The sequence below is a fragment of the Pantoea sp. SM3640 genome, from assembly GCF_015654165.1.
In the GTDB taxonomy this organism is placed as follows: Bacteria; Pseudomonadota; Gammaproteobacteria; order Enterobacterales; family Enterobacteriaceae; genus Pantoea; species Pantoea vagans.
Map to the genome: position 1 here is coordinate 879,365 of NZ_CP064872.1, position 25,260 is coordinate 904,624.

General features: G+C 57.2%; 23 protein-coding genes. 16 read left to right on the forward strand and 7 right to left on the reverse strand.

Translation table 11 applies throughout. From position 1 onward, the window contains the following. Nucleotides 1-4: 4 nt before the first annotated feature. The gene (ppk1, locus tag IV493_RS04145) at nt 5-2,065 is read right to left on the reverse strand and encodes a polyphosphate kinase 1 (RefSeq protein ID WP_195857775.1); all 2,061 of its coding nucleotides are present in this window, start codon (nt 2,063-2,065) and stop codon (nt 5-7) included. Nucleotides 2,066-2,215: 150 nt separating this feature from the next. On the opposite strand from ppk1, the gene IV493_RS04150 reads away from it, so the two are divergent. The 3 genes from IV493_RS04150 to pstB are packed head-to-tail and all read left to right on the forward strand — an operon-like array spanning nt 2,216 to nt 6,714. Further along, nucleotides 2,216-4,303 (forward strand): ABC transporter permease subunit, encoded by a 2,088-nt coding sequence (locus tag IV493_RS04150; protein WP_195857776.1) that lies wholly within the window; start codon nt 2,216-2,218, stop codon nt 4,301-4,303. Further along, nucleotides 4,300-5,934 carry a phosphate ABC transporter permease PstA gene (gene pstA / locus IV493_RS04155; RefSeq protein ID WP_195857777.1) on the forward strand — a complete coding sequence of 545 codons (1,635 nt, stop codon included), beginning with the start codon at nt 4,300-4,302 and terminating at the stop codon, nt 5,932-5,934. Before IV493_RS04150 ends, pstA begins: the two co-directional genes overlap by 4 nt. Nucleotides 5,935-5,946: 12 nt before the next feature. Then, nucleotides 5,947-6,714: a phosphate ABC transporter ATP-binding protein PstB gene (pstB, locus tag IV493_RS04160; protein WP_135907875.1), complete on the forward strand. Its 768-nt coding sequence runs from the start codon at nt 5,947-5,949 to the stop codon at nt 6,712-6,714. Nucleotides 6,715-6,923: 209 nt separating this feature from the next. Here pstB and purN read toward each other — a convergent pair whose 3' ends face one another. Together purN and purM are read right to left on the reverse strand one after the other, a co-directional pair. Further along, nucleotides 6,924-7,562, reverse strand: a complete 639-nt coding sequence (gene purN / locus IV493_RS04165) for a phosphoribosylglycinamide formyltransferase (protein WP_095706807.1) — start codon at nt 7,560-7,562, stop codon at nt 6,924-6,926. After that, nucleotides 7,559-8,599, reverse strand: coding sequence for a phosphoribosylformylglycinamidine cyclo-ligase (gene purM / locus IV493_RS04170; RefSeq protein WP_195857778.1), 1,041 nt, complete (start codon nt 8,597-8,599; stop codon nt 7,559-7,561). The genes purN and purM overlap by 4 nt, the downstream gene beginning before the upstream one ends. Before the next feature lie 229 nt (nt 8,600-8,828). Here purM and upp point away from each other — a divergent pair, with 229 nt between their 5' ends. From upp to hda, 3 genes are all read left to right on the forward strand, one after another. Next, on the forward strand, nt 8,829-9,455 hold the full coding sequence (gene upp, locus IV493_RS04175; protein WP_009088774.1) for a uracil phosphoribosyltransferase: 627 nt from the start codon (nt 8,829-8,831) through the stop codon (nt 9,453-9,455). Between the two features lie 145 nt (nt 9,456-9,600). Then, entirely contained in the window at nt 9,601-10,884 is a 1,284-nt protein-coding gene (gene uraA, locus IV493_RS04180; RefSeq protein ID WP_195858150.1) for a uracil permease, read from the forward strand. A 107-nt stretch (nt 10,885-10,991) separates the two neighbouring features. Then, a complete protein-coding gene (gene hda / locus IV493_RS04185; protein ID WP_218832236.1) occupies nt 10,992-11,693 on the forward strand; it encodes a DnaA inactivator Hda in 702 nt (233 codons plus the stop codon). On the opposite strand, the gene arsC is transcribed toward hda, so the two are convergent. Further along, nucleotides 11,690-12,031, reverse strand: a complete 342-nt coding sequence (gene arsC, locus IV493_RS04190; protein WP_095706808.1) for an arsenate reductase (glutaredoxin) — start codon at nt 12,029-12,031, stop codon at nt 11,690-11,692. The genes hda and arsC overlap by 4 nt on opposite strands. 45 nt (nt 12,032-12,076) lie before the next feature. Further along, entirely contained in the window at nt 12,077-13,540 is a 1,464-nt protein-coding gene (locus IV493_RS04195) for a M48 family metallopeptidase (protein WP_195857779.1), read from the reverse strand. Between the two features lie 754 nt (nt 13,541-14,294). Between IV493_RS04195 and IV493_RS04200 the strand changes: the two genes are divergently transcribed. The 9 genes from IV493_RS04200 (at nt 14,295) to IV493_RS04240 (ending at nt 22,928) form a co-directional block, all read left to right on the forward strand. Then, on the forward strand, nt 14,295-14,900 hold the full coding sequence (locus IV493_RS04200) for a DsrE family protein (protein ID WP_013358697.1): 606 nt from the start codon (nt 14,295-14,297) through the stop codon (nt 14,898-14,900). A 31-nt stretch (nt 14,901-14,931) separates the two neighbouring features. Continuing rightward, a complete protein-coding gene (locus tag IV493_RS04205; RefSeq protein WP_033733500.1) occupies nt 14,932-15,540 on the forward strand; it encodes a DsrE family protein in 609 nt (202 codons plus the stop codon). Nucleotides 15,541-15,664: 124 nt separating this feature from the next. Then, nucleotides 15,665-16,687 carry a LacI family DNA-binding transcriptional regulator gene (locus tag IV493_RS04210; RefSeq protein ID WP_195857780.1) on the forward strand — a complete coding sequence of 341 codons (1,023 nt, stop codon included), beginning with the start codon at nt 15,665-15,667 and terminating at the stop codon, nt 16,685-16,687. Then, nucleotides 16,671-17,693 carry an ABC transporter substrate-binding protein gene (locus tag IV493_RS04215; protein ID WP_195857781.1) on the forward strand — a complete coding sequence of 341 codons (1,023 nt, stop codon included), beginning with the start codon at nt 16,671-16,673 and terminating at the stop codon, nt 17,691-17,693. The genes IV493_RS04210 and IV493_RS04215 overlap by 17 nt, the downstream gene beginning before the upstream one ends. Then, a complete protein-coding gene (locus tag IV493_RS04220) occupies nt 17,693-18,568 on the forward strand; it encodes an ABC transporter permease (protein ID WP_195857782.1) in 876 nt (291 codons plus the stop codon). The genes IV493_RS04215 and IV493_RS04220 overlap by 1 nt, the downstream gene beginning before the upstream one ends. Next, nucleotides 18,565-19,380: an ABC transporter permease gene (locus IV493_RS04225; protein ID WP_041457249.1), complete on the forward strand. Its 816-nt coding sequence runs from the start codon at nt 18,565-18,567 to the stop codon at nt 19,378-19,380. Before IV493_RS04220 ends, IV493_RS04225 begins: the two co-directional genes overlap by 4 nt. Continuing rightward, nucleotides 19,377-20,360 (forward strand): ABC transporter ATP-binding protein, encoded by a 984-nt coding sequence (locus IV493_RS04230; protein WP_195857783.1) that lies wholly within the window; start codon nt 19,377-19,379, stop codon nt 20,358-20,360. Before IV493_RS04225 ends, IV493_RS04230 begins: the two co-directional genes overlap by 4 nt. A 10-nt stretch (nt 20,361-20,370) precedes the next feature. Then, the gene (locus tag IV493_RS04235; RefSeq protein ID WP_195857784.1) at nt 20,371-21,201 is read left to right on the forward strand and encodes a phosphodiesterase; all 831 of its coding nucleotides are present in this window, start codon (nt 20,371-20,373) and stop codon (nt 21,199-21,201) included. 161 nt (nt 21,202-21,362) lie between these two features. Next, nucleotides 21,363-22,928: a sensor domain-containing diguanylate cyclase gene (locus IV493_RS04240; RefSeq protein ID WP_195857785.1), complete on the forward strand. Its 1,566-nt coding sequence runs from the start codon at nt 21,363-21,365 to the stop codon at nt 22,926-22,928. Between the two features lie 107 nt (nt 22,929-23,035). Here the strand turns inward: IV493_RS04240 and bcp are convergent, their stop codons facing one another. After that, a complete protein-coding gene (gene bcp, locus IV493_RS04245) occupies nt 23,036-23,503 on the reverse strand; it encodes a thioredoxin-dependent thiol peroxidase (RefSeq protein ID WP_010260016.1) in 468 nt (155 codons plus the stop codon). Nucleotides 23,504-23,654: 151 nt separating this feature from the next. Continuing rightward, a complete protein-coding gene (locus IV493_RS04250; protein WP_041457018.1) occupies nt 23,655-24,236 on the reverse strand; it encodes a glycine cleavage system transcriptional repressor in 582 nt (193 codons plus the stop codon). A gap of 143 nt (nt 24,237-24,379) precedes the next feature. Here IV493_RS04250 and dapA point away from each other — a divergent pair, with 143 nt between their 5' ends. Further along, nucleotides 24,380-25,258, forward strand: a complete 879-nt coding sequence (gene dapA / locus IV493_RS04255) for a 4-hydroxy-tetrahydrodipicolinate synthase (RefSeq protein WP_195857786.1) — start codon at nt 24,380-24,382, stop codon at nt 25,256-25,258. Nucleotides 25,259-25,260 lie beyond the last annotated feature (2 nt).

Below are 25,260 nucleotides of genomic sequence, written 5' to 3' on the forward strand. Positions count from 1 at the left end.
GGATTTATTCAGGTTGTTCCAGTTTCTTGATGTAATCATAGATGGCCAGCTGCGAGCGCACTTTACGACGGTTGCCGCGCTGGACGTAATGGTTACTCAACTCTTTATCGACGATGCGGGCTTTCACCGTATCACTCAACTGAATAGCAATAATGTCGAGTATGCGCTGCCGGATGTGGGGATCGAGGATCGCCACGGCCACTTCGATGCGGTAATCGATGTTACGTGTCATCCAGTCAGCGGAGGAGAGGAACACCTTCTTATCGCCGCCATTCTCAAAAATATAGACGCGATCGTGTTCCAGATAACGGTCAACAATACTGATGACACGAATATTTTCACTGATCCCCGGCAGGTCCGGGATTAATGAGCACATGCCGCGCACCAGAAGATTAACCTTCACCCCTACGCTGGAGGCTGTATAAAGCCGATCTACCAGACCTTTGTCCACCAGATTGTTGATTTTCAGAGTAATGCCGCAGGGCTTATTCTGCTGTGCATGGGCAATTTCGGTGTCGATCAGTTCATACAGCATCCGGCGCGAGTTCTGTGGCGACACCATCAGGTGATCGAACGTCACGGGCCGGTAAGGATTCTCAATAAAGTTGAACACCCGGCGTACTTCATTGGTGATGCGCGCATCCGCGGTCAGCAACGAGTAGTCGGTATAAAGCCGCGCGGTCTTCTCATTAAAGTTGCCGGTGCCGATATGCGCGTAGCGCACAATCTCTTCGCCTTCGCGGCGTGAGATCAGGAACAGCTTGGCGTGGATCTTCAGGCCGGGTGCGGAGAAAATGACATGCACGCCTGCTTCGGTCAGGCGTTTCGCCCAGTAAATATTGGCTTCTTCATCAAAGCGTGCCTGCAGCTCAACGACCACCGTGACTTTTTTACCGTTATAGGCGGCATGGATCATCGCATCCATGATGCGGGAGTGTTTAGCGACGCGGTAGATGTTGATTTTGATCGCCAGCACGCTGGGGTCAAACGACGCCTGACGCAGCAGTTCCAGCACGTGCTCAAAGGTGTGGTACGGATAGTAGAGCAGTACGTCGCGGTCGCGGATCGCATCAAAGCCGTTGCGGAAGCCATCAAAACCGATGTGGCGAATCTGCGGCAGCGGGCGGTTGACCAGGTTGTTTTTACCTACGTTCGGGAAGCCGATAAAGTCTTTGAAGTTGTGATAGCGGCCACCCGGCAGTATTGAGTCAAAGTTGGAAATCGAGAGCTTGTGGCACAGCAGCTCAACCATCGCCTCTGGCATGTCACGCTGATAGACAAACCGCACCGGCTCCGCTGTCAGTCGCTGCTTCAGGCTGGAGGACATCAGCTCCAGCAGGCTCGACTCCATCTCCGTCACCAGATCGTACTCGGCGTCACGCGTCATTTTCATTGAATAGGCGTTAAGCGCGTCGTAGTCATAGAAGCCTTTGAAAATATCATCCAGGCAGTAACGTAAGATGTTGTCCAGCAGGATCATTGGCTTGCGACGGCGCGGTGGCTCTGCCGGTAAATTGATGAAGCGCGGCACCTTGTCGGACGGGATCTCCAGCAGTGCATAACGAATATCGTCACCACGGATAATCTCTACCGCCAGGTAGGTGTAATCATCTTTAAGGAATTCGGTCAGGTCAGTTTCATGGGTGATCAGAATCGGGGAGATATGCTGACGCAGTTCATGTTTGAAGTAGTGGCGCAGCCACGCCTGCTGGTTGGGCGACAGCTGGCGTTCATTGATCAGGAAGATCTGGTTACGTGCCATCTCAAGCAGCAGGTCGTTATAAAGTGCGTCGAACTCCTGATCGGACTTCATCACCCGCTGCTGAATTTTCTTAAACAGATGGCGTGGCGTACTGGCGGAACCCTGCTCTTCACCAATCAGAATGCGGCGTTTGAGGTCGGCGAAACGCACTTTATAGAATTCGTCGAGATTGTTGGAGTAGATGCCCAGAAAGCGCATCCGCTCAATCAGTGGATTGCTTTTGTCTGCTGCTTCCTGCAAAACCCGTTCATTAAAGGATAACCAGCTTAATTCTTTTTCTATATAAAGCTTTACCTGACCCATTCTCACTCCATTTAGCGGTTGCAGGACTGAAGATCCAGTATCCACCAACATTATGGCGAGAGTATGGCAGCGTTGTCCAACGCCAGGAGTTGTCTTATCAATCGGCTACGGGCAACATAGCGGCTTATTTTGGCCTGCTACCGGAACCGCATGAGCGCAAACCACATTCCTGTCCAATTCAGCGATCGCAAGCGTCGTGCCGTTGATCGTCTGACGCGGCGGCTGATCACCTGCTGTGGCGTCGCGATCCTGCTACTGATGCTGCTGCTGTTCTGCTGGCTGATTGGCGTGGTATTACCGCTGTTTAATGCGCCGGGCCTGCAAATCGCGGCCAGCCAGCAACTCTGGGATCGTACGCCCGCTTTAGCAATAGGCAATCAGGGCAACATTGGCTGGCGTATCAGCGCGCACGGTGCAGCACGTTTTATTCCGCTGGATGGTCAGCCTGCGGAACCGGCGCTGGCGCTGACCCCGGCGCCTGATGAGGTGGTGCAGAGTGCCGATGGGCAGACGCTGCTACTGAATATGCAGGGCGCGCTGACGCTGATGCAGCCTGCGACCGACCAGCAGTGGCGCTTCCCGCTGGGCGACAAACCCTTTCATCTGCCTGATGGCGCAGTGACAAAGATGGCGCTGGCGACGCGTCATGCAGGGCAGTGGCGCATCGCTGCTCTCACTGAGGCCGGACTGCGGGTGCTGACGCTGGGCACCGATCGTCAGGCGTCGGTTATCCCGCTGCCGCAACGCCAGCTGGATCTGCTGGCGCTCTCGCCCTCCGGCGATCTGCTCTACACCACCGAAGGCACGCTGCTGCGGGTCTGGCAGCTCGACGATGACCGTGCCCTGCTGCGCGAAACGCATACTCTGTCGCAGCCCCCACAAAGTCTGCATCTGCTGGTGGGCGGCAAAAGCCTGCTGATTCAGGATCGCAGCGGTGTCACCCAATGGTTTGCTATCGCCAGCGATCAGGGGCCGCGCCTGCAGCGTATCCGGACCTTTGCGCACAGCGATGGCGAGACGATTCTGGTAACAGAATCACAGCGTCGCGTGTTTGCGACGCTCAGTAAACAGGGAATGCTGCGACTGTTCGCCAGCAAGCAGACTGGCCCGATACTGCAGCGTCAGCTTGAACCCGGCATCGTGCAGGCGCAGTTTTCACCCCATGGCGACAGCCTGCTGATTGAGCGGGCGGGAAGCTGGCAAACCCTGCGGCTCGATAATCCGTGGCCGGATGTGACCTGGCGTAATTTCTGGCAGAAAATATGGTATGAAAACTACCCCGGACCCGACTGGGTCTGGCAATCCACTGCGGCCGGTGACAGCTATCAGGCCAAGTTCAGCCTGATGCCGATGGTCACGGGAACGCTGAAAGCGGCCAGTTTAGCGCTGCTGTTTGCCACGCCGCTGGCGCTGGCCGCGGCGATGTACACCGCATGGTTCATGGCTCCGGGGCTGCGGCGCTGGGTTAAACCAGCCATTGAGATGATGGGCGCGCTGCCAAGCGTAGTGGTGGGGCTGATTGCCGGGATCTGGCTCGCGCCGCATATTGGTCAGGCGCTGGTGGGGGTACTGCTGCTGCCCCTGACGCTGGCAGGCGCGCTGCTGCTGTGTGGCGTATTCAGCGCGCGTTTACCGCCGCGCTGGCGTCAGCCGGGCCGGGAAGTAGTGATTCTGCTGCCGCTGTTGCTGCTGGTTACACTGCTGACACTGTGGCTGCCCACGCTTTTTATACCGGATGCGGGCGACTGGCTGCCGCATTACGAGCAGCGCAATCTGCTGGTGGCCGCGCTGGCGATGGGCTTTGCGCTGGTGCCGCTGATCTTCACCCTCTCTGAAGATGCGCTGTTCAGCGTACCTGCGGCGCTGGGCCAGGGTTCGCTGGCACTGGGCGCAACGCCATGGCAAACCCTGACCCGCGTCGTACTGCCGGGCGCCTCCGCCGGGATTTTTGCCGCGCTGATGATCGGTCTGGGACGCGCCGTGGGAGAAACCATGATTTTGCTGATGGCGACCGGCAACACGCCGCAAAGTGAAGGTGGCCTGTTCAGCGGTCTTCGCGCACTGTCCGCCAACATCGCCATTGAGATGCCGGAAGCGGCAGCGGGCAGTGCGCACTATCGCGTGCTGTTTCTCAGCGCCCTGATGCTGTTGCTGTTTACGCTGGTGATTAACACGGTTGCCGAACTCATCCGCCAGCGGCTGCGTCAGCGTTACAGCCAGCAGGAGGAGCAGGCATGAAGGCGATGCGACAGAACGATCGCTGGCGCTGGTTAACCGCGGGTGCCGTCGCCGTCTGCCTGCTGGCCTTTACGCTGCTGATTGGGCTACTGGCGTGGCAGGGCGTCCGTGCTTTCTGGCCGCAACGCGTGGATCTCTATACCTTCAGCCAGCCTGAAGGCGGTGAAACGCGCCTGCTGGGTGAAACCCTGGAACATCAGCGGCACTTTCCAGCGCCGGCTGATGAGCAGGGCAACAGCGGTGGTCAGGTGAATCGCTATCTGATTAAAACCGGTAACCGCGACTGGGACGCTCCCGATTTCCGCGTGGTCTACAGCCGTACAGCGGCAAAAATCAGTCAGCCGCCGGACGTCATGGTGCTGCAGCGGCGCAGCCACGGTCAGGCCTATGGCTGGTTTGTCGGCCTGCGTGAAGATAACGAAGAGTTAACTGCACAGAATCCCGATGCGCTGCTGCATCAGCGGCTCGGTCAGGTACAGATGCTGGTGCGGCAGGCTAACCAGATTCGCCGGGTGGATATGGCGCGACTCAACAGCCAGCGTGAAGAGCTTGATGAGCAGGCGGCCACAAACCGGGCTGCCGGACGCTTTGATCTGCAGGCAGAGTCAGAATATCAGGCGAATCAGGCCGCACTGCAGCGCCGCTTTAATCAGCTGAGTGAGACACTGGCTTCTCTGCAACAGCAGAGTCAGCGCGATCTGTTAATCCTGCGGGATGGGCAGGGCAATGAACATGCGATTCCGCTGACCGAAATCGTCGACAGCTGGAAGCCGAACGCGATGACGCTGACCGGCAAAACCGGACATTTTCTGCATCAGCTGTGGCGTTTCGTCAGTGATTCACCTGCCGGGGGCGAAAGTGAATCCGGCGCGTTTCCGGCGATCTTTGGTACCGTGCTGATGGTGCTGCTGATGTCGGTGGTGGTGATGCCGCTGGGTGTCGTCGCCGCTATCTGGCTGCATGAATATGCCGGACGGAATGCACTGACAAGGCTGGTGCGCATCGCGGTAGTCAATCTGGCCGGCGTTCCTTCCATTGTTTATGGGGTGTTTGGTCTGGGCTTCTTTGTCTGGCTGGTGGGCGGTACGATTGATCAGCTCTTTTTTGCCAGCGCACTGCCTAATCCCACCTTCGGCACGCCAGGTTTACTCTGGGCGTCGCTGACCCTGGCGTTACTGACGCTGCCGGTAGTAATTGTGGCGACCGAAGAGGGCTTATCGCGTATTCCCAACAGCCTGCGGCAGGGTTCGCTGGCGCTGGGCGCGAACCAGGCGGAAACGCTGTGGAATGTGGTGCTGCCAATGGCAGTGCCGGCCATGCTGACCGGCCTGATTCTGGCGGTGGCGCGTGCAGCAGGTGAAACCGCGCCGCTGATGCTGGTGGGCGTGGTGAAAATGGTGCCGGAACTGCCGGTCGACGCGGTGTTCCCTTATCTGCATCTGGATCGCAAGTTTATGCATCTGGGCTTCCAGATTTACGATCTGGCGTTTCAGAGTCCGAATATTGAAGCTGATCGGCCGCTGGTGTTCGCCACCGCGCTGCTGCTGGTGCTGATTATTCTGTCGCTTAATCTGCTGGCGATGGGCCTGCGTCACCGTCTGCGTGAACGCTATCGCCTTATGACTCAATAACAGGCTATGACTATGACGTCCGACACGGATATCGCGCTGACCGTTAACCATCTGTCGCTGTGGTATGGCGAGCGCCAGGCGCTGCAGGATATTTCTTTGCAGGTGCCGAAAAACAGGATTACTGCGCTGATTGGCCCCTCGGGCTGCGGCAAGTCGACGCTGCTGCGCTGCTTTAATCGCATGAACGACGTGATTGATCACTGCCGGGTAGAGGGTGAAGTGTTGCTGGGATCGCAGCCGATCCTGCGCCCCGAACAGGATCTCTCCGCGCTGCGCCGTCGGGTCGGCATGGTGTTTCAGCGGCCTAATCCTTTTCCAAAATCGATTTATGAAAATGTGGTCTACGGGCTGCGTTTACAGGGTGTACGCGATCGGCGGGTACTGAACGAGGCGTGTGAGCGTGCGCTGCGTGCGGCGGCGCTGTGGGGTGAGGTGAAAGATCAGTTGTCACAGAATGCGCTGACGCTCTCGACCGGACAGCAGCAGCGGCTGGTGATTGCCCGCGCCATTGCTATTGAGCCGGAAGTGCTGCTGCTGGATGAGCCGACCTCCGCGCTGGATCCGATCTCCACGCTGGTGATTGAAGAGCTGATGACCACGCTGAAGCAGCACTTCACGCTGGTGCTGGTGACGCACAACATGCAGCAGGCCTCGCGCGTGTCAGATTACACCGCGTTTATGCATCAGGGCGCGTTAGTGGAGTTTGATGAGACTGACCGGATCTTTACCGCGCCGAAACAGCGACGGACCGAAGATTACATTACGGGACGCTACGGCTGAGCCAGCATCGGGAGCAGAACAGGTTTTTGTGTCAGACGGCTCATATGCTTAAAGCGATGGGAGCCTATGCCCGTAGTAAAGCATCGCGGGCCATGGATGGCCCGCGCTGAGCTGCCATGGATGGCATTTTTTGCGTCTTTACGGAGGGCATAGGCTCCCTGAGCCTTTACTCTGCCAGTACTTCATAAGAAGCTCTGGCTTCCGGTGCATCAGTCGTTAGCATAGCCTTGTGGTGGCAGCGCTTCGCCATCCAGCCAGGCTTTACCGTCACGCATCAATAGCCGGCCTTCAACAAACCAGCCAATCACCAGCGGATAGATCGCGTGTTCCTGGTGCTGCACCCGCTCGGTAATCTCCGCTTCGCTATCGTCAGGAAAGACCGGGACTTTAGCCTGCAGGATTACCGGACCGCCATCCAGTTCATCCGTCACGAAATGCACGGAAGTACCATGTTCGCTGTCGCCATTTTCCAGCGCCTGACGATGCGTATGCAGTCCTGGATATTTCGGCAGCAGGGAAGGGTGGATATTCAGCAGGCGATCGTGGAAATGCGCCACGAACGCGCTGCTGAGAATGCGCATATAACCTGCCAGCACAATCAAATCCGGACGGTAGGCTTCGATTTCAGCAATGAGCTGACGATCAAAGGCGTCGCGGTCAGCGAAGTCGCTGGCGGCAAGCGCGTGGGCGGGGATCCCCGCCTCCTGCGCCCGCGTCAGGCCATACGCGGCGGCACGGTTGCTGAACACGGCAGCGACGCTGCCGTGAATCCGCCCGCTTTCACAGGCGTCAAGGATGGACTGAAGGTTACTTCCGTTGCCGGAAATCAGTACAACCAGCTTCTTCATCCGTTGATGACCACACGCTCTTCGGCATCCGACGCTTTAATCACGCCGAGCTTCCAGGCTTTCTCACCTGCGGCCTGCATCAGCGCAATGGCATTGTCTGCGTCTGCCGGGCTCAGTGCGATGATCATGCCGACGCCACAGTTAAAGGTACGATACATCTCGAAACGGGTGACGTTGCCCGCCTGCTGTAACCAGCTGAAGACCGCCGGCCACTGCCAGCTCTTCTCGTCGATGACAGCCTGGGTGTTGTCGGGCAGGACGCGCGGGATATTTTCCCAGAAGCCGCCGCCGGTCAGGTGCGCGATAGCGTGCACATCGACCTGCTCAATCAGGCTCAGGATATTTTTCACGTAGATGCGGGTCGGTTCCAGCAGATGATCGGCCAGCGGTTTGCCTTCCAGCTGTTCAGCCAGCGGATCGGTGTTGCTGACTTCCAGAATCTTGCGCACCAGCGAATAGCCGTTGGAGTGCGGGCCGCTGGAGCCGAGGGCGATCAGTACGTCGCCATCCTGCACCTTACTGCCGTCGATAATTTCTGACTTTTCCACCACGCCGACACAGAAACCGGCCACGTCGTAATCTTCGCCGTGATACATGCCTGGCATCTCAGCGGTTTCACCGCCCACCAGCGCACAACCTGACTGCAGACACCCTTCGGCGATGCCGGTGATCACCGCAGAGGCGGTATCCACATCCAGTTTGCCGGTGGCGTAGTAGTCGAGGAAGAAGAGCGGCTCAGCGCCCTGAACCACCAGGTCATTGACGCACATCGCGACCAGGTCAACACCAATGGCATCGTGACGTTTGAGATCCATCGCCAGACGCAGCTTGGTGCCCACGCCATCGGTGCCGGAGACCAGCACGGGTTCACGGTATTTTTGCGGCAGCGCGCAAAGCGCACCAAAACCGCCCAGTCCACCCATCACTTCCGGGCGACGCGTCTTTTTCACTACGCCTTTAATACGGTCAACCAGAGCGTTACCAGCATCAATATCAACACCGGCGTCTTTGTAACTGAGAGAGGTTTTGTCGGTCACTGCGAGGTCCCCACGCGAGTTGCGGTTGGTGGTTTAAAATAAAGCGCGGCAATTCTATCAGTGCAGGCAAACGTTTGCGAGTCCGGCATTGCGCATCGGGCGATTTTCATTAATCCTCTATTTGTCCCGGTAAAAGCCGCGGCTTTGCGCAAGACCAGGTGGCGCAGCGCGTAAAAGGCGGTATAATCCCGCGATTTTTTTTAGCTCAACTCATTCCGGGAGAACACCAATGAAGATCGTGGAAGTCAGACACCCGCTGGTCAAACATAAACTGGGCCTGATGCGTGAGCATGATATCAGTACAAAGCGTTTTCGCGAGCTGGCCTCTGAAGTGGGCAGCCTGCTGACCTACGAAGCGACCGCCGATCTGGAAACAGAGCGCGTCACCATTGAGGGCTGGAACGGCCCGGTAGAGATCGATCAGATCAAAGGCAAAAAAATCACAGTGGTCCCGATTCTGCGTGCCGGCCTGGGCATGATGGAAGGGGTGCTGGAACACGTTCCCAGCGCGCGTATCAGCGTGGTGGGTGTTTACCGTGATGAAGAGACGCTGGAGCCGGTTCCCTATTTCCAGAAGCTGGTCTCTAACATCGAAGAGCGCCTGGCGCTGGTGGTCGACCCGATGCTGGCGACCGGTGGCTCCATGATTGCTACTATCGACCTGCTGAAGAAAGCGGGCTGCACCAGCATCAAAGTGCTGGTTCTGGTTGCCGCGCCAGAGGGGATTGCCGCGCTGGAGAAAGCGCATCCTGACGTCGAGCTTTACACTGCGTCAGTGGATCAGGGACTGAACGAAAAGGGTTACATCATTCCCGGGCTCGGCGATGCCGGGGACAAGATTTTCGGAACCAAATAAATCGCACAGCCGACCAGAGAGTCGGCTTTTTTTTGACAAAAATAATGCCCCGAACGGATTCGGTCTGCCGCAAGGCGCACCGGCGTGCCTGCTGCTGTGCCAGAGGCGCGAACCCACGGGGATACAAAACATAAGGGGATAAATGATGACTCGTCGCGCCATTGGCGTCAGTGAACGGCCGCCGTTACTGCAAACCATTCCACTCAGCCTGCAACACCTGTTTGCCATGTTTGGTGCCACGGTACTGGTGCCGATTCTGTTCCATATCAACCCGGCGACGGTGCTGTTGTTTAACGGCGTCGGCACACTGATTTATCTCTTTATCTGTAAAGGCAAAATTCCCGCCTACCTCGGTTCCAGTTTTGCCTTTATCTCGCCGGTGCTGCTGCTGTTGCCGCTGGGTTACGAGGTCGCGCTGGGCGGATTTATCCTGTGCGGCGTGCTGTTCTGTATCGTGGCGCTGATTGTGAAACGCGCGGGCACCGGCTGGCTCGACGTAATGTTCCCTCCGGCAGCGATGGGCGCGATTGTCGCCGTCATCGGTCTGGAGCTGGCGGGTGTCGCCGCCAATATGGCTGGCCTGCTGCCCGCTGAAAGCAGTGCGCCCGACAGCAAAACCGTGCTGATTTCGCTGGTCACACTGGCGGTAACGGTCTTCGGTTCGGTACTGTTCCGTGGCTTCCTGGCGATTATCCCGATTCTGGTCGGTGTGGTGGCAGGCTATCTGCTCTCTGCCTTTATGGGCATCGTTGACTGGAGTGGCGTGGTGAAAGCCCCGTGGTTTGCCCTGCCAACCTTCTATACACCGCGTTTCGAGTGGGTGGCAATGCTGACGATCCTGCCTGCGGCGCTGGTGGTCATTGCCGAGCATATCGGTCATCTGGTGGTTACGGCCAACATCGTGAAGAAAGATCTGATTCGCGACCCTGGCCTGCATCGTTCGATGTTCGCCAACGGCTTATCCACCGTTATTTCTGGCTTCTTTGGTTCGACGCCGAATACGACCTACGGTGAAAACATCGGCGTGATGGCGATTACCCGCGTCTATAGCACCTGGGTGATTGGCGGTGCGGCGATTCTGGCGATTCTGCTCTCCTGCGTCGGCAAACTGGCGGCGGTGATCCAGGCGATCCCGGTGCCGGTGATGGGCGGCGTGTCGCTGCTGCTGTATGGCGTGATTGGCACATCCGGTATCCGCGTGTTGATCGAATCAAAAGTCGATTACAACAAAGCGCAGAATCTGATCCTGACCTCGGTGATCCTGATCATCGGCGTCAGCGGGGCGAAGGTACATATCGGTGCGGCAGAGCTGAAAGGCATGGCGCTGGCGACGATCGTGGGTGTTGGCCTGGCGCTGATCTTCCGCGTGATCTCGCTGTTGCGTCCGGAAGAAGTGGTGCTGGAGGCTGAAGAACCGCGCGAACATTGATCGCAGCGCGCCTGACAGGATCGGGGCAGGGACGCCCCATTCATCTCTTTCTGAAAACTGTGTTAGACTTCCCCCGATTTTTTGCTTGTTCTCTTGCTGAGGTGCTTCTGAACACGCCGGCACAATTGTCATTGCCACTCTATTTACCCGATGATGAAACCTTCTCCAGCTTCTGGCCGGGGGAAAACACGTCGCTGATTGCCGCACTCAAAGGCGCTCTCAACCAACAACATGGCAGCTATCTCTACTTCTGGTCACGCGAAGGCGGTGGGCGGAGCCATCTGCTGCACGCCGCGTGCGCTGAAATGTCCGCGCGCAGCGAAGCGGTCGGTTACGTTCCGCTGGATAAACGCACCTGGTTTGTGCCGGAAGTGCTGGAAGGAATGGAGCAGCTGTCACTGGTCTGCATCGATAACATCGAGTGCATTGCAGGCGAACCGGAGTGGGAGATGGCGATCTTCGATCTCTATAACCGCATTCTGGAAACCGGCAATACGCGCCTGTTTATTACCGGCGATCGTCCGCCACGTCAGCTGAATCTGCAGCTGCCCGATCTCGCCTCGCGGCTGGACTGGGGGCAGATCTATCGACTGCAGCCGCTCTCCGACGAAGACAAACTGCAGGCGCTGCAACTACGTGCCGGGTTACGTGGTTTTGAGCTGCCGGAAGATGTGGGTCGCTTCCTGCTGAAGCGACTGGATCGTGAAATGCGCACGCTGTTTGATACGCTGGATCGGCTTGATCGCGCCTCGATCAGCGCGCAGCGTAAACTCACTATTCCCTTCGTTAAAGAGACGCTCGGCCTTTAAATAATGTCGAGCACCGCTTCTGGCGGACGTCCGATCCGCGCTTTATCGCCATTGATCACAATCGGCCTTTCAATCAGCACCGGGTTTTCTACCAGCGCATCCAGCAGCGCACTTTCGTTTTTGTCGCCGAGTGCCAGCTCGCTGTAGATCGCCTCTTTGGTACGCATCAACTCTCGTGCACTCTGCATCCCCAGTTTCTGTAGCAGAATTTGCAGCGTCTCGCGATCGGGCGGCGTCTGCAGATAGAGCACCACTTCCGGCTCAATGCCGCGGACGTTCAGCAGCGCCAGCGTTTCGCGGCTCTTGCTGCAGCGCGGGTTGTGGTAAATCGTCACCATTTAAGACTCTCCTTTTATTTTTTGGCATGTCAGCTACGTCGTTTCTCAGCCTTTCTGATATTGCTTAAAGCGCTGCTGCAACTGGCGCAGCTGATCGATACGGGCATCGTAGCGCGCCTGCTTCAGGCTGCCGAGTGGCACCTGTGCGCTGGCGCTGCCTAACGCGGTGATGGCCTGATCAAGCTGGCCATTCAGCGCCAGGCTCTCTGCCCGTGCCGACAACTCTTCATCATTCAGTCCCTGCTGTGCAGAGGCCTGCGCCAGTAAATCCCAGCCGTTGGGATCGTCTTTATTGGCCCAGGTATAGCGGTTCAGAATACGGCTGGCACTGGCATACTGCTTCGCTTCCACGTAGGCGTTCGCCAGGTTGAGCTGCACCACCGGGCTGTTTTTGGCACCGGTTGCGGCGGTGAGCAGGGCGATCGCCTGCTGTGGCTGGTTCAGGCCGATATCGATGTCCGACATGATATCCAGGAACCAGACGTTACTGGGCTGTTTCGCCAGCAGTGGCGTCATAATCCGCTTCGCATCGGCATAGCTCTTGGCCTGTAAAAACTGTATGGCCTTGCCATATTGTGACGCCAGCTGTTCACGGGCATTGCCGCTGGCATACTGACTCAGCAGTTCATCGGTAAGCTGATTACGCCCGGTGGCGTACATCCCCAGCGCACGTACCTTCGCCAGGTAAAAATCTTCAGTGGACTGCACGACGACCGGGCGCATCTGGTTAGCCCGGTTGCGGGCATCCGCCAGACGGCTGTCGGGCAGGGGGTGCGTCAGCAGAATTTCAGGTGGCTTGGAGGAGAAGCGGCTCTGATCGGCCAGCTTCTGCAGAAAGTTCGGCATCGCCTGGGGATCGAACCCGGCGCGCTGCAGCACCTGAATGCCGATGCGGTCAGCTTCCTGCTCATTGCCCTGCGTAAAGCTGATAATCCCCTGCTGCGTACCCGCCAGGGTGCCGGTCAGTGCGGCCATACCCGCCTGCGGACTCGCCATCGCCAGCAGTATCGAGCCCAGCGCACCGACCCAGGTGAGTGGGGCATTACGCTTCTGATCTTCCATGGCGCGCGCCAGATGGCGCTGGGTGACGTGTGATATCTCATGCGCCATCACGGATGCCAGCTGACTTTCATTTTCGGTAAAGCGGAACAGCGCGGAGTGGAGCACCACATTGCCACCGAAGAAGGCAAAGGCGTTGAGCTCATCGTTCTGAATCAGAAAGAAGTGGAACGGGGTTTTGACGGAGTCAGCATGCGAGACCAGCCGCTGCCCCAGCTGATTAATATACTGATTAAGCAGCGGATCGTTGATCAGCGGCGCACTGGCACGCAGCTGGCGCACATAGAAGTCGCCCATCTGCAGTTCCTGATTAATCGACAGCGTCGAACCGGCCGTGGTACCAATATCGGGAAGTGAATCACTGACATCGGCCCTGGCAGGTGTCAGAGTGGTGAAAATGAGCGTCGGCAGGAGCGCGGCGATCAGCGTTTTCTTTAACCGGTTCAACATGCCTTAATCCTGTAGAGAGGCCCTGAAAATGGACAGGTGCGCAGCGGGAATGTTCCATTTTTCGCAGATAACAGCGGTTCGGGACTATCTTAACCAGAGCATCAAAAGAAAGAAATGTCGTTTTCTGGCCAGTGCCTGGTGTAATTTGTGCAAGTTTGCAGATTTTGACGAAAAAAACTGAACATCCTGCCAACTTAAACCGCAGTTAAACGAAAAAAATCCGGCGAGGTTTTACCGGGGTCCTGAGCCGCTAATTTGCCACTTATCTGTTTATTCCCGTCGTGCTTCGACCGAATAAAGCAGAATCTGCTGACAGACATCCGGAAGTGTAATCGTTCTTTTTTTAAAGTTATGTAAATTCAATCAGAAAAACTGAATATGGCACGCATTTTTCCAGGTCTACTCTGAAAAAACAGCCCGCGCTGAGCCGCAAAATGTTTCTGCACCATTGATTAATTAAATCGTATCGCCTGCAACACTCTTCCTGATTCCAGCTATGCCTGGCTGTTATTTTCTCGCAGCAACTTAACAGAAAGAGATTAAATTCGTGATAGTCAGATCCACTGCGGCTAAGACCCTTTTTTCTGCATGATGAAAATCTTCGATTAATTCTCTGAGTGAATAATTTCATCGGTTATCAATAGCGCGTTGACCTGAATTTACAGAAGCGAGAATTAAACCTGCGCTGTGGTATAGATAGCCGACCTGATTCAGCCCTGAATCTGACAGACATTATTTGCCGGAGAGAAGTGTTATGCGTTCAGTTGTTTCATACGCGTTAATCGCCATTATTGGCGGCGTCGTTGGCGCGGCTGTCACACAGAGTGGCGATATTTACGACAAAGTGACACGTCATTTTGCAACCGAGCCACAGGAAGCGCCTGGATTCTGGAGTACCCCGGCGATTGAAGGCTACGGCAAAATTCATTACGAGCCTGACGCTGCGTTTAAACCGGTGGCGGGCCTGAGCAACAAAATTGTTTTCCAGATTACCCGCAGCGACGGCGCGATGACCGCACCGAATCTGGGACTGGAGCGTGTGGCGCGCGTGGTGAATTTGTATATCGCCTCTGGCGTGCCGGCCGACCAGCTGAAGTTTGTGGTTTCGGTCACCGGTGACGCAACGCCTGCCATGCTGGATAACGCCCATTTCAAACAGTTTTATGGCATCGAAAATCCCAACCTGAAGCTGATTAATGAGCTGAATCAGGCGGGAGTGAAAGTCTCGGTCTGCGATCAGTCCGTGGCATTCCATCACTATCCGAATAACTGGATTGATAAATCAGTCATCCATGCGCTTTCCAGTCCAACCACGGTATCAACCCTGCAAAACCAGGGGTACGCGTGGCTGGCAATGTAATTGATGTTTTAAACGACCGGGAGAAGAGTGAATGCGTCCAGCAGCGTTAGTAGTGATGGCAGCCGTAGCAGGATTTATTGGCGGCAATGTTTTACAGTTGCCGGAATTATTCGATAAGGTCAGCGGAAAAATGGCAGATAATAAATCTGAGCCCGCTGATTTCTGGAGTACGCCTGCGATTGAAGGCTACGGCAAAATACATTATGTCGATACGCCGGCATTTAAACCCGGCACCACTGCGGGTCTGAGTAATAAAATTGTTTTCCAGATTAACCACAATGACGGCGATATTCGTAAGCCGAATCTGGGCCTGGAGCGTGTGGCACGTGTCACCAACCTCTATTATGCGGCGGGTGTGCCGCTCGACCAGCTGAAATTTGTGGTGTCGATCAACGGCGACGCGGTGTCGTCAGCGCTGAATAACGACCAGTTCAGCAAAGCCTACGGCGTGGATAACCCGAACCTGAAGCTGATCAGCGAACTGAAAAAAGCGGGCGTTCAGGTCACTATCTGTGATCAATCTGTGGCGTTTCATCAGCTCGATCGCAACTGGATCGATCCGATGGTCACCCACACTATCTCCAGCGGCACCACCGTTGCCACGCTGGAAAACAGCGGTTACGCCTTCCTGATGCTTTAATTCCCCGCAGCGGCGTCACTGCCGCTGTCACCTGCCGGTCATGTTACCGTGATGCGCCTGTCATATAACGCCGCTAGTTTACGTCGCAATGAGATCGATCTCATCGACGATAAACGAGGCAGTGATGACAGATTTAATCAGCGTAGCCCGACTGGCAGGGGTCTCCCGCGCAACCGCCGCGCGCGCCTTCTCTGATCCTCATCTGCTGAAACCAGGCACGCTGCAAAAGGTGCTTGCCGCCTCTGAACAGATCGGTTTTCGCCCGAATCATATTGCCCGTCAGCTCCGCACTCAACACTCCACCACGCTTGGCGTACTGCTGCCTTCGCTGCTTAATCCGGTTTTTGCCCTGCAACTGCAGGCGATGGAGCAGCAGGCCCGTCAGGCTGGGTATGCGCTGCTGGTGGCAACCAGTGATTATCAGGCTGAGCGGGAAGCGGCCATTGTCGAACATATGCTGCACCAGCGTGTCGCCGGTCTGGTTCTGACGGTGGCAGACGCCGACCGCAGTGCGCTGCTGCCGACGCTGGCGGCAGCTAAGATGCCCTTCGTGCTGACCCACAACGTGCCGCAACAGCACGACTGGCCCGCGCTGTGCGTCGACAACCGTAAAGCGATGGCGGAAGCGACTGCCCATCTTATCACTCTCGGCCACCGCCACATCGTGATGGCTGCTGGACCTATGCAGCAATCTGACCGTGCGCGTCTGCGCTACCTTGGCTACTGCGAGGCGATGCAGCAGGCCGGTCTCCAGCCGCGGGCGATGATTGAGATGCCCAGCCATATTCAGTCCGACTTCCGGCTGCTGCTGCCCCTGATGAATGCCCCTTCGCCGCTGACCGCCGTGATTTGCAGTAATGATCTGCTGGCTATCAGCCTGCTGGGGGCGGCTGCGCGTGCCGGTATCAGCGTACCCAATCAATTGTCAGTCATCGGCTTCGACGGCATTGAGCTGGGTGAACAGCTTTCACCGTCACTGGCCAGCGTGGTGCAGCCGATTGCGCTGATGGGCACGCGCGCCATCGATCTGCTTCTGAATCCGGGCGGCAAAACCCACTTGCTGGCCCATCATTTACGGCTCGGGGAGAGTATCGCCCCGGCATTTCATGGTTCTATTTCAGGGAAACATCATGTCACTCAACCTTAATATCAGACAGGTCGCCAGCGCTGCGCTGCTGGCCGGATGCTCGCTTACCAGTTCGTGGGCGCAGGCGGCGGAAAATGCCATCTGCTATAACTGCCCGCCAGAGTGGGCCGACTGGGCCACGCAGCTTCAGGCGATTGAAAAAGCGACCGGCATCCATGTGCCGCAGGATAATAAAAACTCAGGTCAGGCACTGGCGCAGCTGGTGGCGGAGAAAAACAATCCGGTCGCCGACGTGGTCTATTACGGCGTCAGCTTTGGTATTCAGGCCGTCAGTGCCGACGTGGTCAGCGCTTATAAACCGGCTAACTGGGATGAGATTCCGGCAGACATGAAAGATCCCAATGGCAAGTGGGTGGCGTTGCACTCCGGGACCATGGGCTTTATGGTTAATGTCGATGCGCTGGGTGGCGCGCCGGTGCCGCGCGCCTGGGATGATCTGCTGAAGCCGGAATATAAAGGCATGGTGGGCTATCTCGATCCGGCCAGCGCCTTTGTAGGCTATGTCGCAGCGGTCGCGGTGAATCAGGCCAAAGGCGGCAGCCTGCATGATTTCACCCCGGCGATTAACTGGTTTAAGGCGCTGCAGCGCAACCAGCCAATTGTGCCTAAGCAGACCGCCTATGCGCGTCTGATTTCGGGCGAAATCCCGATTCTGATCGACTATGACTTCAACGCCTATCGCGCCCGCTACAAAGATCACGCCAACGTTGAGTTTGTGATCCCGAGCGAGGGAACAGTCACGGTGCCGTACGTCATCAGCCTGGTGAAGAATGCGCCGCATCCGGCCAACGGTAAGAAAGTGATTGATTTCGTGCTGTCATATGCCGGTCAGGCTATCTGGGCCAATGCCTGGCTGCGTCCGGTGCGGGCGGGAGCGATGTCACCCGAGGCGAAAAAATATTTCCTGCCTGATAGCGATTATGCGCGCGCCCACACGGTCGATTATCAGCAGATGGCCGATGCGCAGAAGGGCTTCTCCGCGCGTTATCTGAGTGAGATTCGCTGATGTCACTGTCAGAAATCAACCTGTCTGCCGCTGGCGGGCCGGTTCGCCAGCGGCTCCGGCCGCTGGGGGCGAACTGGCCGTGGATGCTGCTGCCTGCGCTGCTCTTCTTTGCGGCCTTCTGGCTACTGCCGTTTGCCCGCCTGTTGCAGATCGGCATGACGGAGGATCGTACCACGCACCACAGCGGCTACTGGACAGTTATCAGTCAGCCGCAGTATCTGCAAAGCCTGCTGAACACCGTGCTGCTCTCGGCGGCGGTCACGCTGGTGACGTTGCTGATTTCGGCGGTAGTCGGCTGCTTTCTGGCGCGGCAGCGCTTTACCGGGCGCGGCACGCTGCTGGCACTGCTGACTTTCCCGCTGGCTTTTCCGGGCGTGGTGGTGGGATTTCTGATGGTGATGCTGGCGGGGCGTCAGGGTGTGCTGGCGCAACTCAGCCTCAGCCTGTTTCATGAGCGCTGGGTTTTCGCCTATTCGCTCAGCGGCTTATTCATTGGCTATCTCTATTTTTCGCTGCCGCGCGCCATCGTGACATTGGTGGCGGCGAGTGAGAAGCTGGATCGATCGCTGGAGGAGGCGGCCCGTTCGCTGGGAGCCAGCCAGTGGCGCATCATCATCGACGTGATCATTCCGGGGCTGAAACCAGCGCTGCTCTCCTGTGGCGCGCTCTGTTTCGCCACCAGCATGGGGGCTTTTGGCACCGCCTTTACCCTGGGCACAGAGCTGGCCGTGCTGCCGCTGACCATTTACGGCGAGTTCACTAATTACGCCAACTTTGCCACCGCGGCGGCACTCTCGGTGGTGATGGGCGCGGTGGCCTGGCTGGCGCTGATGCTGGCTAATGGGCTTGCATGCCGGAAGGCGCGTTCATCATGAAGCGCCGGGGTCTGTTCTGGCTGCAGGTGGCGATCACCAGCCTCACCGCGCTGTTTATGATCGTGCCGGTGGTGCTCTCAATGCTGGCGGGCGTCACGCAGAACTACTTCGCGGGCCTGCGCAGCGGGCTGACGCTGAAGTGGGTGGAGCAGGTATGGCAGATGTATGCCGACACCTTCTGGCTGTCGCTGCTGATCGCCCTGAGCTGTCTGGCGGTGACGGTCATCGTGGGTGTGCCCGCCGCCTGGGGCTTACTGAAGTCACCGTCACGCTGGGCCTCACGCATTGAGGAGTGCCTGATGCTGCCGGTTGCGTTGCCGGGCCTCGCAACCGCGCTGGGTATCATTCTGCTTTATGGTCAGTTCAGCGCACTGCGCGACAGCTGGCTCTTCATCCTGATCGGCCATGTGCTTTTTACGCTGCCCTTTATGATCCGACCGGTGCTGTCGGTAATGCAGGCGATTGATCTGCCGCGGCTGGAAGAGGCCGCCGCGAGCCTGGGGGCGAGCTTCTGGCGTCGCTTCTTTACCGTGGTCGTCCCGAACTGTCGCAATGGCATTCTGGCGGGTGCGTTTATGGTGATTACGCTGTCGGTAGGGGAGTTCAACATCACCTGGATGCTGCACACGCCCCTGACCAAAACCCTGCCTGTCGGGCTGGCCGACAGCTACACCTCGATGCGGCTGGAAGTCGGATCCGCCTACACCCTGATTTTTATCATGATGATTTTACCGCTGCTGCTATTGCTCAACGCCTGTAATCACTGGCTGGAACGGCAATCAGGGCGGCAGCAGAGAGAGGAAACTCTATGAAAGAGGCCGTCAACGTGACGCTGCGCCACTGCTCGCGTCGCTTCAATCAGCAGGTCGCGCTGCATCCGCTCGATCTGCGGGTCCACGCCGGAGAAACGCTGGTGCTGCTGGGGCCATCCGGCTGCGGAAAAACCACACTGTTGCGTATCATTAGCGGTCTGGAAAGCAGCGATGCGCCAGGGGAAGTCTGGTTTGATCAGCGGAACGTTACCGCGCTGCCGATTGAGAAACGCAGCGTTGGCATGGTGTTCCAGAACTACGCGCTGTTCCCGACGCTCAACGTGGCGCAGAACGTCGCCTATGGCCTGAAGGTGCAGGGCGTGCCGCGAGCCGAACGTGAGGCGCGGGTGGCAGAAATGCTGGCGCTGGTGGATCTGACGCATCTGTCACATCGCGCGATAGATAAATTGTCCGGCGGGCAGAAGCAGCGGGTGGCACTGGCTCGCGCGCTGGCCGCCCGGCCTAAAGTGCTGCTGTTTGATGAGCCGCTGGCGGCGCTTGATGCCAGACTGCGTGATCGACTGCGGCTGGAGATCGGCGCACTGCTCAAGCGGCTGGCGATCACTGCCGTTTACGTCACGCACGATCAGCAGGAGGCGATGGCGCTGGGCGATCGCATCGCGGTGATGGAGCAGGGCCGTCTGGTGCAGCTCGATACGCCGCAGGGCATCTATCAGCGCCCGGCCTCCCGTTTTGTGGCCGACTTTGTGGGTGCCATTAACTGCATTGCGCACGATCTCCTTGGTCAGCCCCTGCGTTTTTGCCGCCCGGAAGATGTGCTGCTGGCCGACGATATGCGCTATCCCCAGCGCGGCGTGGTGGTGGGCAGCACCTTCCTCGGCGCTTCGCAGCGCTTACTGATCGATATTGGACTGGATAGCCCCATTCAGGTAGAGCGTCATGCACGCGAAATCTGGCAGGCCGGGCAGCGCATCAGCTGGTCGCTGACCAGTCAGGCCGCGCTGGAATTCAGTTGCTAAGGAGTCTGTTGTGTCTGTTCAACCTATGATGATTGCGCAAATCAGCGATCTGCATATCAAGGCCCATGGCCGCCTCTCTTACAAACAGGTCGATACCTATGCGGCATTACTGCAGGTTATCGATACCCTTAATGCGCTGCAGCCGCGGCCCGATGTGGTGGTGATTACCGGCGACCTGGTCGATTTTGGCCGGCCTGAAGAGTACCAGACGCTGCGGGAAGCCCTGCAGCGCCTGCAGCTGCCGTTTTACCTGATGGCGGGCAATCACGACGACCGCGAGGCGCTGCGTGCCGCTTTCCCGGATCACGCCTATCTGCAGGCGGGGTCTACCCTGAACTGGCAGCTTCGCGTCGGCGACGTCAGGCTGCTGGCGCTGGATTCCAGCGTACCGCAACAGCCGTGGGGAGAGCTGGACGAACACCAGCTGCAATGGCTGGATCAGGCACTGAGCGCGGCTGCCGATCAGCCCACGCTGGTGATGCTGCATCATCCTCCTTTTGCCTGTGGCATTGCCCATATGGACCGGCAACGATTACGTCATCCGGAGGCCCTTGAGGCGATCATCGCCCGTCATCCGCAGGTTGAGCGGGTGCTCTGCGGTCATCTGCATCGCAGTCTGCAGGCCCGCTTTGCCGGCACGCTGGCCTGTGTTGCGCCAGGCGTGTCGCATCAGGTGGCGCTGGATCTGCATCCCGACGGGCCGGCTCACTTTATTCTGGAGCCGCCCGGCTTTTTGCTGCATTGCTGGCAACCCGGGCAGGGAATGGTCTCGCATCAGTGTGCGATTGGCCGCTTTTCGGGACCCTGGCCTTTTTACGATAGTCAGGGATTAATCGATTAGTGCCGGTCTAATCTGGATTCTCAGGCGTGAAATTTGTCTTAATGCTGCTCAAAAATGCCGACACCGTGTAGACTTAAGCCCGGATATCAGGGCTTCTGGCACACATTAAAAAAATAATCAGGCATTGACGACATGACATTTATCTCCGCGGCGGCGACGCCATGTTAAAGCTCTTTCGGCCCAAGGCCGATTTGCGCAATCTGATCGCCCTGCTGGTGATTGTCAGCATTGTTATCACGCTCGCGAATACGCTTTACGCCACCTGGCGGGTTCAGCGCCAGGTGCTGATTGACACCACGCTTGAGGCCAATCGCGCCTACGCCGCCAAACTGGCCTCAACCAGTGAGATTTTCTTTCAGCTGGCGCAGTCACAGCTGCACTACAGCGCTAATCAGCTCAGCCGCGACTTTAATAATGAGGCGCTGCTGGAAAGCGAAGTCAGCCGCCTGCGCGAGCAGACCAGCAGTTTCAACTCAGTGGCGATAGTGGATGCGCAGGGCGTGATCAAGGCGATTTCGCCTGAGTCGCTGACCCTGAAAGGCATGCACCTGACCAGCGACGCCTCACGGGAAGCGCTGACCCTGCGGCAGCCGAGCATCAGTAAACCCACGCTCTCTGCCGCCAACAATCTGCTGGTGTTTATCTCCTGGCCCGTCTGGAGTGCCGATGGCGACTACCTGGGCTACATCGGCGGCACCATCTATCTGAAGAAAAAAAGCATTCTGAATGCGCTGCTGGGTGAGCAATTTTACCGGGATGGCACCATGGTCTATGTGCTCGATAGCAATAATGAGGTGTTGTATCACCAGAACCGGCAGCTGGTGGGTAAAACGCTGCCGGCCATCGTCAGTCCGCGTGACGAGCAGAGCAATGGCTCGCTGATGCTTGCCGGTCCGGGTGAGTCAGCTCAACTGGCGGGCTTTGCGATCGTGCCGACTACCGGCTGGACGGTGGTGGCTCTGAAGCCGATTAACGTCACACTGGATCCGCTGTCGGGCCTGTTAATGAAAGTCCTGAAAAATTCGGTGCCGTTCGCGCTGCTGACTCTGCTGGTGGCCGTGGTGCTGGCGCGGCTGATCGCCCGGCCACTCTTCCAGCTGGCCCGCAAAGCCAGCCGGATGGATGCGCAGGGGGTATCAAAAGAGATTGGTGGTATCACCGCTTGGTATTTTGAGGCGGCTCAGGTCAAACGTGCACTACTCACCGGTATTGGTCTGGTGCAGGACAAAATTGGCCGTCTTAGCTCGGAAGCGCAGACCGATCCACTGACCCAGTTGCTGAATCGCCGTGGTCTGAATGCGGTGCTGGAGTATTACCGCACCCTGCGCCAGCCTTTCTCGGTGCTGGCTCTGGATATCGACCACTTTAAAAACGTCAACGACAGCTGGGGTCATGATGTCGGTGACCGGGTGATTCAGCAGGTGGCGAGCACGCTGCGTGCCAGCGCCCGTCAGTCTGATGTGGTATGTCGCAACGGCGGAGAGGAATTTCTGATGCTGCTGCCGGGCACGGCCCTGGATGAGGCACAGATCATCGCGGAGCGCGTACGGCTGGGTATTGCCGAAGCCTGGCTCACGGATGTAGGACGAATTACCTTGTCTATTGGCGTTGCAGCATGGAACGGCACCCAGGATGCCGGGCTGGAAACGAGTCTGAAACAGGCGGATGCCGCGCTCTACGCGGCGAAAAATGCCGGGCGAAACTGCGTGATCGTCGCCACAGCTTAATCGCACGACTTAATCGCACAAAGAGCAGATGTTTTTTTACGGCAGGCAAGCGTGAAGGGAAAGAAGATAAGCAGGGCGCGGCGGTCGGGCTACCGCGCCCCTCAACATCAGGCTGACTTAACGTAATCCAGCACCATGTCGTGGTGATTCGAGGTCTTAAAGTTATCAAACACTTTCTCGATCCTGCCCTCAGCATCGATCAGGAAGCTGATGCGATGAATACCGTCATAGGTTTTCCCCATAAAGGTTTTTTCACCCCAGACGCCAAACGCCTGGCAGACTTCATGATTTTCATCTGACAGCAGCGTGAAGTTCAGCAGCTCTTTTTCGACAAACTTTGACAGTTTTTCCGGTTTGTCGGTGCTGATACCCAGGACTTCCACGCCCGCTTTTTTCAACTCATCCATGTTGTCACGCAGACCGCACGCCTGCACGGTGCAGCCTGGCGTCATCGCTTTCGGGTAGAAGTACACCAGAACGCGCTGTCCCTGGAAGTCGGTCAGATTCACGTGTTCGCCGTCCTGGTCGGGCAGGCTAAATGCAGGTGCAGTATCTCCGGCTTTCAGTGGATTCATCACATCTCTCCATTTTCTTATTCAGGCTGTGGGTAATACACCATCTGGCCCGAAACGACCAGAGGGAATATGACCATCAGGGGGTATTTCACCACATAGCCGATCACGCGTCAGGCATGTGGAGAAATAACTCCGGTTTATTAACTAAAGCTTAGCGTACCGCGCTGACTGATTCGCTATTGGCAGCGTCAGACACACTGTAGAGACGCAGTGTTCCCTGGGCATTCAGCTCCTGACACAGGTTATTAAAAGCCTGCTCAAAAGTGGTGCCACTGGTTCGTGTCGGACTGTGGGCGGTCATTTGAATATAGAGCGTTGGTGGCAAATCGTGTTGCGCGGGTGTGATGCGCGACACCAGTTCGGCCACGTTCATCTGATGCTTATCAATAAGATCGGTAAAGCGTTCAATAATATGCGGCGAGTCGGCCACTTCAACCTGAATGAACGCGGTATCGGGCATCGGCGGACGAACCCCGGCGTTGGTGCGCTTCATGACGATCAGCAGCTCCAGCTCTGCGCCTTTCAGCGGCAGCGTCGATTCAATCAGCGTAATCGCGTTCCAGCTGCCTGACAGCAGCATGATAAAGGTGAATTCATCCCCAAGCATGGCAAGACGGCTATCTTCAATATTGCAACCGCAGCTGCTGACGTGTCGGGTAATCGTATTGACGATACCCGGACGGTCAACACCGAGCGCGGTGATCACCAGATGATGGGGCTGAGATTGCGGCAAAATGGCTTTTCCTCTGCTTTCGCTAATAACCATAAGGTAAACATAAAAAAAACTGCTGACAAGCGCGGGAATGGCGTGGCTTGCTTGCTTTTCCCTAAGTGTAAAACGTACCATGAAGCACTTGTTTGTCGAGGGGATCGCCAATGTTTACGGGAAGTATTGTTGCACTCGTTACGCCAATGGATGACAGCGGTAATGTCTGCCGGTCGAGTCTGAAAAAACTGATTGATTATCACGTCGCCAGCGGCACCGCGGCGATCGTTTCCGTCGGCACCACAGGCGAATCTGCAACCCTGAGCCATGAAGAACATGGTGATGTGGTGATGCTGACCCTGGAACTGGCCGATGGCCGGATTCCGGTGATTGCCGGAACCGGTGCCAATGCCACCGCTGAAGGCATCTCTCTGACGAAGCGTTTTGAAAATTCCGGCGTGGTGGGCTGTCTGACTGTGACGCCTTACTATAACCGTCCGACGCAGGAAGGGCTGTTCCAGCACTTTAAAGCGATTGCGAATAGCACCAGCCTGCCGCAGATGCTGTATAACGTTCCCTCGCGTACCGGTTGTGACATGCTGCCGGAAACCGTTGCCCGCCTGGCCGAAATTAAAAATATTATCGGAATCAAAGAGGCAACCGGGAACTTATCGCGGGTTAGTCAGATCCAAGAGCTGGTTAATGAAGAGTTTATTCTGGTGAGTGGCGATGACGCGACTGCGCTGGACTTTATGCAACTGGGCGGCAAAGGCGTCATTTCGGTGACCGCCAATGTGGCTGCACGTGAAATGGTCGAGCTGTGTCAACTCGCACAGCAGGGCAATTTCGTTGAGGCACGCCGCCTGAATCAGCGTCTGATGCACCTGCACCAGACGCTTTTCTGTGAACCCAATCCTATCCCGGTGAAATGGGCTGCGAAACAGCTAGGATTAATCGCTAACGACACGCTGCGTCTGCCAATGACGCCACTGACTGCAGCCGGCCAGCCGAAAGTGGAGCAGGCGCTGGTGAAAGCGGGTTTGCGATAATT

What these genes read in the sequence shown, in the direction of transcription:
- purN (WP_095706807.1), bottom strand. Translation starts at nt 7,562, where the DNA reads ATGAAGAAGCTGGTTGTACTGATTTCCGGCAACGGAAGTAACCTTCAG.
- pstB (WP_135907875.1), top strand. Translation starts at nt 5,947, where the DNA reads ATGACGTCCGACACGGATATCGCGCTGACCGTTAACCATCTGTCGCTG.
- IV493_RS04195 (WP_195857779.1), bottom strand. Translation starts at nt 13,540, where the DNA reads ATGTTGAACCGGTTAAAGAAAACGCTGATCGCCGCGCTCCTGCCGACG.
- IV493_RS04150 (WP_195857776.1), top strand. Translation starts at nt 2,216, where the DNA reads ATGAGCGCAAACCACATTCCTGTCCAATTCAGCGATCGCAAGCGTCGT.
- upp (WP_009088774.1), top strand. Translation starts at nt 8,829, where the DNA reads ATGAAGATCGTGGAAGTCAGACACCCGCTGGTCAAACATAAACTGGGC.
- IV493_RS04205 (WP_033733500.1), top strand. Translation starts at nt 14,932, where the DNA reads ATGCGTCCAGCAGCGTTAGTAGTGATGGCAGCCGTAGCAGGATTTATT.
- IV493_RS04215 (WP_195857781.1), top strand. Translation starts at nt 16,671, where the DNA reads ATGTCACTCAACCTTAATATCAGACAGGTCGCCAGCGCTGCGCTGCTG.
- IV493_RS04200 (WP_013358697.1), top strand. Translation starts at nt 14,295, where the DNA reads ATGCGTTCAGTTGTTTCATACGCGTTAATCGCCATTATTGGCGGCGTC.
- arsC (WP_095706808.1), bottom strand. Translation starts at nt 12,031, where the DNA reads ATGGTGACGATTTACCACAACCCGCGCTGCAGCAAGAGCCGCGAAACG.
- IV493_RS04225 (WP_041457249.1), top strand. Translation starts at nt 18,565, where the DNA reads ATGAAGCGCCGGGGTCTGTTCTGGCTGCAGGTGGCGATCACCAGCCTC.
- bcp (WP_010260016.1), bottom strand. Translation starts at nt 23,503, where the DNA reads ATGAATCCACTGAAAGCCGGAGATACTGCACCTGCATTTAGCCTGCCC.
- IV493_RS04220 (WP_195857782.1), top strand. Translation starts at nt 17,693, where the DNA reads ATGTCACTGTCAGAAATCAACCTGTCTGCCGCTGGCGGGCCGGTTCGC.
- uraA (WP_195858150.1), top strand. Translation starts at nt 9,601, where the DNA reads ATGACTCGTCGCGCCATTGGCGTCAGTGAACGGCCGCCGTTACTGCAA.
- pstA (WP_195857777.1), top strand. Translation starts at nt 4,300, where the DNA reads ATGAAGGCGATGCGACAGAACGATCGCTGGCGCTGGTTAACCGCGGGT.
- ppk1 (WP_195857775.1), bottom strand. Translation starts at nt 2,065, where the DNA reads ATGGGTCAGGTAAAGCTTTATATAGAAAAAGAATTAAGCTGGTTATCC.
- IV493_RS04210 (WP_195857780.1), top strand. Translation starts at nt 15,665, where the DNA reads ATGACAGATTTAATCAGCGTAGCCCGACTGGCAGGGGTCTCCCGCGCA.
- IV493_RS04230 (WP_195857783.1), top strand. Translation starts at nt 19,377, where the DNA reads ATGAAAGAGGCCGTCAACGTGACGCTGCGCCACTGCTCGCGTCGCTTC.
- IV493_RS04240 (WP_195857785.1), top strand. Translation starts at nt 21,363, where the DNA reads ATGTTAAAGCTCTTTCGGCCCAAGGCCGATTTGCGCAATCTGATCGCC.
- dapA (WP_195857786.1), top strand. Translation starts at nt 24,380, where the DNA reads ATGTTTACGGGAAGTATTGTTGCACTCGTTACGCCAATGGATGACAGC.